The 14,928-nt window shown below is 38.3% G+C and carries 11 protein-coding genes; 3 read left to right on the forward strand and 8 right to left on the reverse strand.

What is annotated here, in order from left to right:
- Positions 1-3: 3 nt before the first annotated feature.
- Positions 4-471, forward strand: a complete 468-nt coding sequence (locus LC418_RS14700) for a DUF6630 family protein (RefSeq protein ID WP_223559681.1) — start codon at positions 4-6, stop codon at positions 469-471.
- Positions 472-618: 147 nt separating this feature from the next.
- Here the strand turns inward: LC418_RS14700 and LC418_RS14705 are convergent, their stop codons facing one another.
- Complete coding sequence (locus LC418_RS14705; RefSeq protein WP_223559682.1) at positions 619-1,998, reverse strand: hypothetical protein; 1,380 nt, start codon at positions 1,996-1,998, stop codon at positions 619-621.
- Between the two features lie 263 nt (positions 1,999-2,261).
- Entirely contained in the window at positions 2,262-2,822 is a 561-nt protein-coding gene (locus tag LC418_RS14710) for a DNA-3-methyladenine glycosylase I (RefSeq protein WP_223559683.1), read from the reverse strand.
- Positions 2,823-2,965: 143 nt separating this feature from the next.
- On the opposite strand from LC418_RS14710, the gene LC418_RS14715 reads away from it, so the two are divergent.
- Together LC418_RS14715 and LC418_RS14720 are read left to right on the forward strand one after the other, a co-directional pair.
- Positions 2,966-3,265 carry a hypothetical protein gene (locus LC418_RS14715; RefSeq protein WP_111953012.1) on the forward strand — a complete coding sequence of 100 codons (300 nt, stop codon included), beginning with the start codon at positions 2,966-2,968 and terminating at the stop codon, positions 3,263-3,265.
- Positions 3,266-3,384: 119 nt separating this feature from the next.
- Positions 3,385-4,194: an enoyl-ACP reductase FabI gene (locus tag LC418_RS14720; protein ID WP_111953010.1), complete on the forward strand. Its 810-nt coding sequence runs from the start codon at positions 3,385-3,387 to the stop codon at positions 4,192-4,194.
- A 79-nt stretch (positions 4,195-4,273) separates the two neighbouring features.
- On the opposite strand, the gene LC418_RS14725 is transcribed toward LC418_RS14720, so the two are convergent.
- The 6 genes from LC418_RS14725 to LC418_RS14750 all read right to left on the reverse strand — a co-directional run bounded on the left by LC418_RS14725 (position 4,274) and on the right by LC418_RS14750 (position 14,782).
- On the reverse strand, positions 4,274-5,713 hold the full coding sequence (locus LC418_RS14725) for a glycoside hydrolase family 30 protein (RefSeq protein ID WP_223559684.1): 1,440 nt from the start codon (positions 5,711-5,713) through the stop codon (positions 4,274-4,276).
- A gap of 42 nt (positions 5,714-5,755) precedes the next feature.
- Positions 5,756-6,565, reverse strand: coding sequence for a glycoside hydrolase family 16 protein (locus tag LC418_RS14730; protein ID WP_111953006.1), 810 nt, complete (start codon positions 6,563-6,565; stop codon positions 5,756-5,758).
- Positions 6,566-6,641: 76 nt separating this feature from the next.
- Positions 6,642-8,864 carry a beta-glucosidase BglX gene (gene bglX / locus LC418_RS14735; protein ID WP_223559685.1) on the reverse strand — a complete coding sequence of 741 codons (2,223 nt, stop codon included), beginning with the start codon at positions 8,862-8,864 and terminating at the stop codon, positions 6,642-6,644.
- Positions 8,865-8,873: 9 nt separating this feature from the next.
- Positions 8,874-10,298, reverse strand: coding sequence for a glycoside hydrolase family 30 protein (locus tag LC418_RS14740; RefSeq protein WP_223559686.1), 1,425 nt, complete (start codon positions 10,296-10,298; stop codon positions 8,874-8,876).
- A gap of 3 nt (positions 10,299-10,301) precedes the next feature.
- On the reverse strand, positions 10,302-11,852 hold the full coding sequence (locus LC418_RS14745) for a RagB/SusD family nutrient uptake outer membrane protein (RefSeq protein ID WP_111953585.1): 1,551 nt from the start codon (positions 11,850-11,852) through the stop codon (positions 10,302-10,304).
- Between the two features lie 11 nt (positions 11,853-11,863).
- Positions 11,864-14,782, reverse strand: a complete 2,919-nt coding sequence (locus tag LC418_RS14750; RefSeq protein WP_223559687.1) for a SusC/RagA family TonB-linked outer membrane protein — start codon at positions 14,780-14,782, stop codon at positions 11,864-11,866.
- Between the last annotated feature and the right edge of the window lie 146 nt (positions 14,783-14,928).

Here is a 14,928-nt window from a genome sequence, read left to right on the forward strand (position 1 = left end):
TATATGAAAAAATATGTAGAAATTATTACACTCCTTGTTTCAAATAAGGACGATAGGAATTCTATTATTGACAGGCTAATTGAAATTGAAGGTGATTCTTCACTATATGAAGATACTTTCTTCAGAATGCCGGATGATAATCAAGATATAACCTGGCTTGCAATGGTTGATTTACTTATTGAAAAAGGATATGCTTTTGAAATTGACTGGAAAGAAAATTACAGTGTTGCCAAATCAGGGATTGAAAATTTATTATCAAAATGGGATATTTCAAATAGATATCAAGATAATAACAATTTATATGACGAATATGCTGATCAGTTTTTTCCGAAAGTAAATGCTATTCTTAAGGAGTTAAACTATACAATTCTTTGTCTGGATATCAATAGTGATAGCTATGTGACAGTAATGATTCCAACCGCAAATGAACAGTACTTTTCGTCTTTGGATTCCAGAATAAAAAAATATTAATATGACACTTAAATATAAAAGAAACCAATCAAACCTTAGGATTTAAATTAACATAACCTATAACTATTAACCGCTTTATGGCGGTTTTTTCATTTTGATATCTAAAAATTACAGGACCAATGGCATAGCTTGTAAGATTTTTTCAATTTAAAACTCATTAATCATCACATAAAAATGCCCGGAATACAAACTTTCAGGTCCGCCTGAGATATTTGTGAGATTAATTGTAACACTTGTAGTAGAAGTCATTCTTGGATTGGATACCGAAAAAGAAGTATTGCCTGCAAAATCGCCCGCCGGAGAAACTACAATTGCTGCTCTTACAGAACCCGGCTGCATATTCGCAGGAACAGGAATTTCGAGCGTAACAGATTTTCCGGGAGGCAGATTATTCACAGAAACCGATGGCCAGGCTTCAAAACTTATCTGGTTTTTTTGTACACTCCCCTTTTCCCCCAGTTTGTATCCACCATTTACATCCAATTTAGCAGATGTATTAGGGAATCCTGTACCTATTCCAACATTAGCATTATTATTTCCAATGACAATTGCATTAGCTTGGGAAGTCGCCGCTGCATATCCAATCGCTGAAGAAAACTGCCCCAAAGCATTCGCTCCCGATCCTATTGCCGTAGAATTCTGATTATTGGTCACTGTATTATATCCTACAGCCGTTTCACTGTTAGAACTTGTTTTTGCATTATATCCTATTGCAGTAGACTGAAAGCCTGATGCTGTTGAATTTTTACCTAAAGCTGTCGCATCATTTGTTGTTGTTTTGGCATTATACCCTGCTGCGATCGATTGAAAGCCTGATGCTTCCGCATTATTCCCTATTGCTGTGGCTTCATTCATTGTTACTTTGGCATTGAATCCTACTGCTGTTGACTGATAACCGGAAATTTTAGTATTGGCTCCCAAGGCTACCGATTCATTGGCCGTAACAGATGTATTTGTTCCGATGGCGATTCCCTGGTAAGCACTGCTGGAATTACCCAGAGCAATACCATTCTGATCTGCATGAGCTGCCATACCAAAACTTATTGAGTTATTTACACCCAAATGTCCTACTGTGGTAGAATTTACTTTAAAAATAAGATCATCTGAAGTATTGGTCCCTAAAGAAAGATTGGTATTAGCTCCAGCCGAATTACCGCTGTTTGTTGCCGAGCTATTCCATGCTGAAAATGGAGCGACACTTCCTCCGCCGGCTCCGTTTCCGTTCGTTCCTGGAATGGTGGCAAGCATATTCCATTTGCCCTTATTCCAGTAATAAAACCCGGTCTCCGTTAAACTTCCTTGTCCATTATTCCAAACAATGAGCCCTTCAGCCGGATTTCGAATAGTTAACTGATCTATATTGGATGCTAAAGACACACTTGGAAAAAGCACTCCTTTATTTTTTGAACTGATGTGCAGCATAGCAGAAGAATCAGGCTCAGGTAAACCAATCCCCACCTGTGCGATAATAAAATTATTAATCAGTAAAAAAAGAAGAAAGAGCTGAAGTTTGAATTTGCTTTGCATCGCCTTATTGCTATAGTTTATTTTTTGAGGATGCAAATATATGAATTTAAAACAAAATAGCCTTATTTTTTATCAAATCAATAAATATACACTTAATAGTGATTAAATCCACCGTTAATCACTTATAATTGAAACATTATCATAAATTAAAAAGCATAAAACCTAATAACAACACAGTTCCAAAGGCATTATATCTTCTATCATGTAAAAAATTAAATTACATTATATATAAAAAAATCACGTAAAAATGAATAAAATAAAATTTATTTTTGTCTTACAAAGCAGCTTTCAATATGATCGTTCACCATTCCGGTGGCCTGCATATGAGCATAAACCACTGTAGATCCCACAAATTTAAAACCTCTTTTCTTCAGATCTTTAGATAAAATATCAGAAATATCTGTTACAGCCGGAACATCACCTAAAGTTTTGGGACAGTTATCCACCGGCTTTCCACCTACAAAACCCCATATATATTCTGAAAAGCTTCCAAACTCTTTCTGAACTTCCAGAAATTTCTGCGCATTGGTTACTGTAGCCATTATCTTAAGCCGGTTTCTTATAATGCCGGGATCGTTCATAAGCTCCTCCATTTTCTCTTCCGTATAAGCTGCAATTTTTTTATAATTGAAATCATCAAAAGCTTTTCTGAAATTCTCTCTTTTAGAAAGGATCGTATACCAGCTCAGTCCCGCCTGAAAACTTTCAAGGATCAGAAATTCAAAAATAGTTTCATCATCGTATACGGGCCTTCCCCATTCCTCATCATGATATTTTCGGTACAGATCGTCTTTCTCACACCAGCCACATCGTATTTTTTCCATAATAGTAATTTTTTATACTGTACTAAAGATAATACTGATTTGAAAAGTATAACAAAAGATTAAGAAAAGTTTAACAGCATTTCCGGGTTTTAGGAATAGTTATTGTTTATTTACGTATACACAACAATAAAATATTATATATTATGAACAATTCAGAATACAACAAAGCGGAAAATGCAGTAAATAACACAGAAAATTCTTTAAAGAATGCAGCAGACAATGCTAAATGGAAAATTGATGACCTGGCAGCCAAAGCAAAAGATTACATCAATGAAAAGAGGAATAATGATGAAGAGGCACAGCAGGAAGACTGGTTTGAAAGAGTAAAGAATAATGCTGCAGATGCATGGGATGACATAAAAGATAAAGCAAACGAAGCTTGGGAAAAAACTAAAGATGCTGCGGAAGATGCAAAAGCAGAATGGAATAAGAAAACCAATTAAAATTTCAGTCATATAAATATTTCAAGAAAATGGAGTCTTAAATCAATAAGGCTCCATTTTTATGATGTTACAAACACAAATTATTGCTACATTTGTATTCAAATAAACATTAAAAAATTATGTCATACGGTTTACTTAAAGGCAAAAAGGGAATTATTTTTGGAGCCCTTAATGAGCAATCAATCGCATGGAAAGTTGCAGAAAGATGTCATGAAGAAGGTGCTGAATTTATCTTATCAAATGCCCCTATTGCTTTGAGAATGGGAGAACTTAATGGTTTAGCAGAAAAAACAGGTTCTGAGGTGATTGCTGCAGATGCTACTTCTATAGAAGATCTTGAAAAACTTTTTGATGCTGCGACAGCAAAATTCGGGAAAATAGATTTTATCCTTCACTCTATAGGCATGTCCGTAAATGTAAGAAAAGGAAAGCATTACACTGAAATGAATTATGACTGGTTGGAAAAAGGCTGGGATATTTCAGCAGTTTCTTTCCACAAGGTAATGCGTGTGGCTTGGGAGAAAGACTGCATGAATGAGTGGGGAAGCATTTTAGCACTGACTTATATTGCAGCTCAGAGAACTTTCCCTGACTACAATGATATGTCTGATAACAAGGCTTACCTGGAAAGTATTGCAAGAACATTCGGAAATTACTGGGGTGAGAGAAAAGTACGTGTCAACACGGTTTCCCAATCTCCTACACCTACTACAGCAGGTAGCGGTGTGAAAGGTTTCGGCGGCTTCCTTGGATACGCTGAAGATATGTCTCCGCTTGGAAATGCTACAGCTCTTGACTGTGCCAACTATTGTGTAACTTTATTCTCTGATCTTACTAAGAAAGTGACGATGCAGAACTTATTCCATGATGGTGGTTTCAGCAGCTCAGGAGTTACTCAGAAAGTAATCAGCAAATATGATGTTGAATAACAGCATTAAAAATATACTGTAAACAATAAACCGGCGGCCTCTACGAGGCCGCCGGTTCTATAAAAATGTTAATATGAAGTTACAGTATAACAGTCTGTATAGAATGGGCCGGCGCAAATAATTTCGCAGCCATTCCTTCGATCCACAGATTTGTTTCAATATCATTCCCGGAATCATTCATGATCACAGTAACCAGCTGGCCGTTTTCATTCATGAAAGTGGTAGATGTAAGAGCCGCTCTGTTTGAAGAACTTCCGATTCTCTGGGCATTAGGCTTGATAAATTTTGAAACATGGCCTACATAATAATATTCATAAGTATAATGTACCTCTCCTGTTTTGGTATCAGCAATGATAGGGGCAAAACAGAAGTTTCCGACATGGTTTGGGCCTCCGGTTTCATCCAGCAACACATTCCAGTCTGTCCATAAGGCTGTTCCTTTATTGAAATCATTAAGCATATTTCTTCCATAAAGTTCACCAAGACTCACATCATAAATTCCGGACATATTGAACTGTTCTTTACAACCTTCGGTAAAAGCCAGGAACTTATCCGGGAAAGCTTTCTGCGTTTCAGATAAATTATCGAAAAGCTGCGTTTTATTATTCCAGGTTTCATACCAGTGATACCCAATTCCGCTGGCATATTTCGAGGTTTCAGGATCGCTTAAAGTAGTAGTGGCTCTCTGGTAGATTAAATCCCGGTTGTGATCCCAGATCATTACTTTTTTGTCTTTGTAACCATTTTTCCAAAGTGTCGGCCCAAGGTTATTCTTAAGAAATTCGCCTTCCTCTTCAGCTGAATAAATGCAGGACTCCCAGGTCTGTGTCGCCATAGGCTCATTCTGTACAGTTAGACCCCAGATGTTGATTCCTCTTTTTTCATATTCTTTGATGAATTTAATGTAATAATCTGCCCAGGTCTGATAAAATGCATTTTCCAACCGCCCTCCTTTCAGCATACTTTTATTAGATTTCATCCATGCTGGCGGACTCCATGGGGAGAAGTAAAATGTGAAATCTTTCCCTATCGCTTTCTGAGCTTCTTTAATCATCGGGATCTTATACTTTTCGTCATGGGCAATATTGAAAGTCTTCAAAGCTGTATCATTATCTTCCACATAAGTATAAGAATCACTGGAAAAATCGCAGGAGTTCATATTGGTACGGACTACGGTGTATCCCAATCCGTTTTTTCCAAAGTAAGCCTCTATAATCTCTTTCTGCTTGTCCTTCGGCATTTTATAAAAGGTTTCTGCAGACGCATCAGTGATGGCCCCACCAATTCCGATCAGCTTCTGATATTTAAAATCAGGATCTACAAAAATACAGGCATCGGTTTCTTTGGGCTGTCCGAACTTCTCAAACTTAACCATTCCTTTATCTGCCATTTTCTCATTGGCCTTGGAGTTGGTAAGAATAACCTTTGCTGTTTTCCCTGCGTTCTTTTTCCAATAGTTCTGTGCATTAGCATTCAGAAACGCTCCTACTGCCAAACAGCTTACAATTAGTTTTTTCATAATTTTTTCTTTCTGTTTTTGGACGTAACTGCCCTCTCTTCATTATTTATTTTGATAAACCCTTACATAGTCTATATAATATTTTTGCGGAAATATGCTGTCATCTATTCCTTCTTTTCCGCCCCAGAAACCGCCTACTGCCAGATTTAAAATAATAAAATAAGGCTGATCGAAAGGCCATGCTTCATAAGTTTTTTCTTTATTTTCATACGTGAAAAACTTTTTATCGTCAATATAGACATCAATTTTTTCCGGCGTCCAGTCTACTTTATATACATGGAATTTTTCACTGGCATCTTTTACAATCAGAGTATCCGTTTTCTGTGTTCCCTGAATATGATTATACTTTTTGGTATGAACCGAAGCATGGATATACCCCTGATTGAAACCTACATGTTCCATGATATCCAGTTCGCCGTCATCCGGCCATTTTTTCATATTCTCACTCATCATCCAAACGGCTGGCCATGTTCCCCTGCCTTTGGGAAGTTTTGCCTTTACTTCTACTGTTCCGTATTGGAAAGAGAATTTCCCCTTGGTCAAAAGCCTTGCAGAAGTATATTTATTCTTATCCCAATTTTCTTTTCTGGCCTCAATAACAAGATTTCCACCTTCCATTCTGGCATTTTCAATTCTTTTCTTTGTATAAAACTGAGCTTCCTGGTTTCCATATCCGTCTCCTCCTACATCATAATTCCATTTTAATGAATCAGGAAGACCTTTCCCATTAAATTCATCGCTCCAGACCAGTTTTCTGCCGGAGCCTGCTTTGTTTGAGACGCAGCTTGCCACAGAAAGAACTAATATTCCGGCCGCACAGAGTTGAATGATATTTCTAAATTTGATTTTCATGAATGTGGTTGTAATGTAAGTCGTTTCCTATTTTATTATGTTAAACAGGCTAAAGCACCCGCTTGTATTGAATATTTTATTTACTCCATGTGATTCTTTTCGTCTGAACATCCTGGGAGTTGGTTCCAACCATAATATCGAATTCTCCACTTTCCCAATCATAATTCAGATCATTATCAAAAAATTTCAGGTCTTCCGAAGTCAGTTTGAAGTCTACTTTTTTGCTTTCTCCTTTTTTGATGGATATTTTTTGGAAACCTTTCAGTTCTTTCACAGGCCGTACTACTTTCCCAAAAAGATCTCTGATGTAAAGCTGTACGACTTCTTCACCGTCAAATTTTCCTGTATTGGAAACCGTTACGCTGATATTTAAAGTCTGGTTTCCTTTAAGACTAGTTGAACTTAAGACCATGTCAGAATATTTAAAATCCGTATAGCTTAATCCGTAACCAAATGGAAATTTCGGATCATTATCCAGATCAATATAAGCTGAAACATAATTTCTATCTGTGTTATTTTTCGCAGGTCTTCCTGTATTGTAATGATTATAATAAATAGGAATTTGTCCTTCGGTTCTTGGGAAGCTCATTGGAAGTTTTCCTCCGGGATTTACTGCACCGAACAGAACATCGGCAATAGAATTTCCTGCTTCAGTTCCCAGCCACCAGTTATAGGTGATGGCAGGAATATGATCTGCTGCCCAATTAAAGATCAAAGGTCTTCCAGCGTTAATCATTAAAACAACAGGTTTTCCCGTTTTAGCTATTTCTTTCAATAAATCTTCCTGTACGCCGGAAAAACCGATACTGCTTCTGCTTTTGGCTTCACCGCTCATCGCATGGCCTTCTCCTAACGTCATGATTACCACATCAGCTTTTTTCGCAGTTTCCACCGCTTCCGCAAACATGGATCTGTCCTGATCGTCTACATTACATCCTTTTGCATATAATAAGGTAGAATTTTTATCGAGCTGATTTTTAATTCCGTCAAACTGAGAAACGATTCTTTGGTTATCGTCTTTAAATGCAATGGACCAAAATCCGTGGTTAGCAACTGTTTCTTTCCCGAAAGGTCCGATGAGTGCCACTGTCTTAACGTTTTTTGAAAGCGGAAGGATATTTCCTTTATTCTTTAAAAGAACAATACTCTTTGAGCCGAATTCTCTTCCGAATTTCCGGTGTTCCTGATTATCAGTTTGTTCTTTCTGTCTTTTTTCATTGCTGAATCTGTAAGGATCATCAAAAAGCCCCATTTCGAATTTCTTGGTTAAAATTCTTCCTGCGGCATCATCTACTAATTGTATATCAACTTTTCCTTCTTTAACTAATTTTGGAAGTTCTGCCATATAAACGCGGCTTTCCATATCCATATCACTTCCACCTGATATAGCTTTTTCAGCGGCCTCGTTAGCGTCTTTGGTATAACCATGAGGAATCATTTCCCCGATACTTCCCCAGTCTGACACCACAAAACCTTTGTAATTCCATTTTCCTTTTAAAAGTTCTCTTTGAATATATTGATTGGCTGTAGCAGGAATTCCGTTGATATCGTTAAAAGAATTCATGAATGTGGCTACTCCAGCCTCAGCTGCAGCTTTAAACGGAGGCAGATAGGTTTCATTGAGCTGTCGTAAGCTCATATCTACAGAATTGTAATCTCTTCCGCCGACAGCTGCTCCATAAGCTGCAAAATGCTTGGCACAGGCCATTACCGCATCAAGGCTTCCTAAGCCCTTTCCCTGGAAACCTTTAATTCTTGCCAGACCAATCTGCGTTCCCAGGTAAGTATCTTCTCCGGAACCTTCCATTACTCTTCCCCATCTCGGATCTCTTGCTATATCTACCATAGGTGCAAAGGTCCAGTGGATCCCATAAGCAGAAGCTTCTGTGGCTGCAATTCTCTCAGACTTTTCAATCATTGCCAGGTCCCAGCTTGCTGCCTGACCCAGGTTAAGAGGAAAAGTCGTCCGGTAGCCATGGATAACATCCTGTCCGAACAGTAAAGGTATTTTCAGCCTTGATTGCTGAGCGAGTTTCTGAAAAGCCCTGGTTTCATCAGCGCCCGCTACATTGAGCATGGAGCCTACTTTCCCTTTCTTTATTTCTTCCAGTACTGCTGCTGAATTGGATTGCTGAGGCCCTGTGGCATATTCAAATCCGCTATACTGAACCATCTGTCCTACTTTTTCTTCGAGTGTCATTTTAGACAGCAGTTCCGCTACTTTCTGATCAATCGTTTTCTGCCCGTGGACATTGATACCTAATGCTGCAATTGCAAGTAAGAAATAAGTTTTTTTCATGATATTAAATTAAAAAACATAAGTCGCTGCCGAGTGTCCTGAAAGGGTAACCGGAGCAGTCTTTCCGTTATATTTGATATTAAAACTTTCATCTGTACTGCTTCCGTTCTGGATAATAAGTACAGTTTTTCCGGCAGGGGTTTTAAAGGCTGCCGTAGAAAGTGTTTCTGTCTGTGAGGAGGCAATACGCCGGGAACCTGCAGGTACAAATTTGGAAGCGTGTGCGATAATGTAATAGGAGACATTTCTGGTGAAGTTTTCACTGTCCGAAACTGTTATTGCCCCTTTACATTCTGTACATCCTCCGTCTGTATGCGGTTTGTACTGCGGATCATTTGCTATATTCCATTCCAAAGCAATTTTGCTCCAGTTTCTCATGGAACCGATGATTACATTTTTAACATGCCAGTTCAGGTCTTCATTAAAAGTTCCCTTCGATCCCGTCCACTGCTCGGTAAAATACAAATTTTTATCGGGAAATGCGTTGTGAACCGTGCTTAACGCCGAAATGTCTCCTTCATACAAATGGAAAGCCGAGCCGTCAATATATTGATACGCCTCCGGATCTTTCAGAATATCAAGGGCATATTCCGGTTTGTTGCAGTTATGATCGTAAACAACAATTTTTGTTTTGATGTTGTTGGCTTTAAAAACAGGACCCAAATGACCTTTGATAAAGTTTTTCTGTTGCTCAGACGGCATATACAGGCTCGGGTTGTTTCCGGGATGGAGAGGTTCGTTCTGAGGCGTAATGGCATCAATGGTAATCCCTGCCTTTTGCATTCCCTGAATATATTTTACAAAATATTCTGCATAGACTTTATAAAATTCAGGTTTTAAGCTTCCTCCTTTGGATTTTCCGTTGTCCTTCATCCAAACTGGAGACGACCATGGAGCGGCAATAATTTTGATATCGGGATTGATGGCTAAAATCTCTTTCAGCATCGCAATCAGATCTTTATCCTTTGCCAGGCTGAATTTTGAAAGTGTCGGATCTGTCTGGCCTTCCGGAAGATCGTCGTAAGAAAAAACTTCACCATCGAGATCGGAAGCTCCAATACTTAACCGCAGATAGCTTATGGAAATTGAATTTTTATCTTTCCCAAAAAGTTCATCCAAAAGCGCTTTCCGTTTTGAAGATGAAAGCCTGTTGATCACCTCAACACTTCCTCCTGTCAGGGTATAGCCAAAACCGTCAACATATTGAAATTTCTGGGTATCATCAATTTCAATATTCTGCCAGTTATTGGCATTTGTTGTAAACCTAACCGGACTCTGCTGCTGTAATTTTACACTTTCATTTCCTTTCGTCAGCCAGGATTGAACACTTTCTTTATCACTATTTACTGACGCACATGATACAGGAAAAAGTACCACGCCGCAAAGCAGCGCAGTACCTTTAAAAAAGAAACTATATAAACTGTGAAACTTCATGTTTTAGTAGCCTGGGTTTTGTTTTAAAGCAGTATTTGGCAATTCATTGAACGGAATTGGAAGAATTTCATTTTTATTTGCTTTAAATCCTTTAGAGGCAAGCTTAGAAGGAGCATCTCCCCATCTGACAAGATCGAACCATCTGTGTCCTTCTCCGGCAAGCTCTCTTCTTCTTTCGTCTTTAATAGCCTGTAAAGAAACAGGAACTGATGCTAAACCTACTCTTGCTCTCACGGCATCCAACAGAGCCTGTGCTCTACCTCCGGCACCGCCTAAGGCTTCTGCTTCCATCAGGTAAGTATCTGCTAGTCTTATGGCTACATAATTTTGTCTGAAATTCAGTTCTGCCGGTCCTGGAAGTGAGCTTTTCAAATCGTTCGTAGGCAAATATTTGTTTAAGAAATATCCTGTATCTGCAAAGGCAGGGCTGTAAGAAATTTTACCATCAGCGACCAATTGTTTCGCATTGAAAACGGTTACATTTAATCTGGGATCCCCCTGCATGAAATTAACGAAGTCATTCGTTACTGTATTAAAAGCCCATCCGGAATAAATATCCGGTGCATTATTATTCGGAACATTTTTTAAAGAATAAGAACGCGGTCCTACCATTACGTTGATAGAGTTACCTTCATCTTTTCCCTGTCCCCAGAATCCCCAGTCGGAGTTTCCTTTGTTGGTATGCATAACTTCCAGAATGGATTCTGTTGAAAATTTATATGGATCTGCCGTTTCCGGTCCCACTTTGAATAGATCGGCATAGTTGGCCACAAGTTTATATCCATATTGGCTGGTTCCTCCCGGTGTACCATTCACTGCTGCCAACTGTGTTGCCGCTTCGGGCATTTTTTTATCGTAAAGATAAATTTTACCTAATATTGCCCTGGCTGTTCCTTGTGTAATTCTACCCTTGTCATTGCCGCTAGACGTCATCATTAAATCTGGAATGGCCGCATTGATGTCACTCTCTATCTGCGCATATACATCACTTGGTTTCGCCTGTGGTATATTCCAGTAATCATCACCGAACTGAATAGTTTTGAGCACTAACGGAATATTTCCAAACATTCTTACCAATTCGAAATAATATAAGGACCGGAGTACTTTGGCCTCTGCAATATATCTCTTTTTAATATCTTCACCCATAGTAGCTCCAGGAACTTTTTCTATTAAGAGATTAGCACGTGCTATCCCTTGATAAAAATCTTTCCAGTAACTCGCAGGCATAGTATTGGGATTAATTGTAAAATTATTCATTCCCTGGATTCCTGCTCCATCATTGGAGTTTCCACCTCCGGAATAAAAATCATCAGATCCTGCATTAAAAAAAGTGACCGTATTCTCGAATCCTCCGGAATATTTTCTTAAAATATCATATACGGAAACCAATGCACTAAAAGACTGTTGTTCATTCTGAAAATACAGATCGGTATTAAAAGACCCTGAATTCTTTACGTCATCCAGATATGAATCACTACAGGCAATATTACTAAAACTCAGGCCTGTAAGAAACGTAATAGCAAGCCCTTTATATAAAAAATTCTTATTTTTCATTTTGTTCATTATTAAAATTGGATATTAGCACCTAACAAAAATGTTCTGGCTTGTGGATAGTAAGCTCTGTCAACTCCTATTATATCTTGTTCGGAATTGTTTCTTCCTGCAATTTCCGGATCGTAGCCCGTATATTTCGTAAAAGTAAAGACATTTTCTCCCGTTACGTACAGTCTTACTTTGCTCATTCCAAAACGGTTTGTAACATCCTGAGGAAGTGTATAACCTAACTGGATGATTTTTAAACGGACATAATCTCCTTTTTGAAGATAATAATTTGACATCCAGGAATAGTTATGGTTAGGATCATCCCTTGTAACTCTAGGGTTACTATTGGTGGAACCTTCCCCTGTCCATCGATCTAAAACCCTTGTCTGATAATTAGCATCAAGCATATCTAATCTTCTTAAACCCTGGAAAATTTTATTCCCGGCTTGTCCTTGTGCAAACATCATAAAATCGAAATTTTTATAATTTAAATTGACGGTCAGTCCAAAAGTATATTTCGGGATAGAGCTTCCTAAGTTTACTTTATCATTGTCATCAATTTTACCGTCGCCATTATTGTCCTGCCATATAAAATCTCCTGGTTTCGCATTAGGTAATAACTTGTTTCCAGTTGCATTGACGTAGGAATCAACCTGTGTCTGATTCTGGAAAACCCCACTATATGTGTATCCGTAAAATGATCCGTAAGGCTGTCCGACTGCTACTCTAGATACCGCTCCCATGGTCTGAAAAGAGGCAAGGTTGAAATAATCTATATCATCTTCCAATCGTAAAACTTTGTTTTTAATAGTAGCAAAGTTACCGTTAACCGAAATGCTAAAATCTTCCCAGTTCTTTTTGTAACCTAGCTCAAGTTCTAGTCCTGAGTTTTCCATATCTCCAACGTTTGCCCAAGGCAAATTAGGAACACCTACATAACCAGGGATATTCACCTGTCTTAAAATATCAGATGTTTTCTTTTTGTACCAGTCTGCTGTAAAAGTGAAGTTGTTGAAAAGTTTCAAATCTGCTGCAATATTCAGCTGGCTGGTCTCTTCCCACTTCAGGTTCGGATTTTCCAGTGTACTTGGTGCATATCCTATGATAATATTATTTCCGGCAGTGGTATAGTTGCTTCCGGAAACCATGAAACTTGCAAATCTGAAGTTATCCATTTCATCATTTCCTAAAACTCCGTACCCTCCTCTTAATTTCAAATTATTGATCACTTTATTTTGAGGCCAGAAGTTTTCTTTATGAACATTCCATCCTAATGACATGGAAGGGAAAGTTCCCCAATGCTGATTCGTGGCAAATTTTGAAGAACCGTCTCTACGGATAGTTCCAGTAAATAGATATTTATCTGCATAATCGTAAATAATTCTACCAAAATAAGATGCTTTACGGGTCTGAATTCCATCCCATCCTGTAGCCGTAATATCATCCTGAGGGATATTAAAGTTGAAAGATGCATCCTGCCAGTTATCAATAGGCAGATTACTATAGGTCAAACTTGCCCCGCCAGCAATATTATATCGGTAAACTCCCTGTCCCAACAATACACTTAAATTATGATCGCCGAATTTATTCTGATAGGTCAGAGTATTTTCCATACTCCATTCGAATTTATTTTCGTCTACCTTATTCAGACTGTTGAAGCTGGTATTGTTAAAATTAGGGCTCAAATAATATTTCGGCGTAAAAGTGCGGCTTCCCCAATACGACTTCTTACCATTTAAACTTGTTTTGAAAGTGAAGTGATCAAGAAATTTAAGCTCAGCAAAAACATTCCCGACAAAGTCATCCGACCAGCTATAATTTCCCTGTTGGATGTGGCGGAAAGCTTGTGGATTGGTCATTTCCTGATTGACATAACGGGAAATTCCATATGGATTACCATTCTCGTCACGGATAATATATGGGTTGGTATAACCGTTAGGATCTACTAAAGACCAGTCTGTAACGACTACCGGAGTGGTAGGATCTAAATTAACTGCTGAAGCTAATGGACCACCGAATTCTTCGTTGGCACTGATTCCCTGAGATTTTACGTGTGTATACGCAAAGGTTTGGCCTATGGTCAGGTAGTCTGTAACTTTATGTGTTGAATTAAATCTGGCATTTATCCTTTTATAATAGGAAATATCGCTCATGACAATACCCGTTTGATCAAAATATCCAAACGAAGTATAATAGGTTGACTTTTCATTACCACCTGTAATACTTATCTCGTGAGAAGATTTTTCACCGGTTCCGAAGATAGCATCCTGCCAGTTTGTTCCCTTTCCAAGTGATCCGGGATTGGCATATCTAGGTGTTCCCCCATCATTTACAAACCCTTCATTAATGATGTTTGCATATTGAGTAGCATCTAAAAGGTCTAATTTTTTGGAAGTATTTGAAAAACCATAAAACCCATTGTACGAAAGACTCAGTTTTCCTTTCTTTCCTTTTTTTGTCGTAACCAGAATTACTCCTTTTGCTGCAGAAACCCCATAGATAGCAGATGATGCCCCATCTTTCAGGACTTCCATACTTTCTATATCAGATTGGTTCAGCCATCCGATATTGTCTACTACAATACCATCCACCACCCATAAAGGGCTGTTACTACCTGCACCAAAACTGGTAATTCCACGCACCCGTACCGTAGCAGCAGCTCCGGGCTGCCCGGAATTCGTCACTACAGAAACACCCGCAGCTCTTCCCTGTAATACCTGCTCAGGTTTACCTGCCGGAATGTTTTCTATGTCGCTTGCTTTAATACTTGCAATAGCTCCGGTCACATTACTTTTTTTCTGTGTACCGTAACCGATCACAATAACCTCCTCTATTTTATTCTCTTTCGGAACAGTGTCTTGTACGCTGGTCTGTGCACTGAAATTAGCTGTAAAATACAGCACAGCAACTACTCCCAGACTTCTTGATACTCTTAGATTCATATACAGTTAGTTTTTTAATTCTCAAATTGAGACAATAAAAATATATTTTTTTTTAATAAATTAACATTCTATTCACAATTATTTTAATTTTTCGTTTATTTTTGGGAGTTGAAAGCCTTATATCTTCTTCATAATTCATAAAAAAA

The organism is Chryseobacterium lathyri (genome assembly GCF_019970085.1).
Lineage (GTDB): Bacteria > Bacteroidota > Bacteroidia > Flavobacteriales > Weeksellaceae > Chryseobacterium > Chryseobacterium lathyri.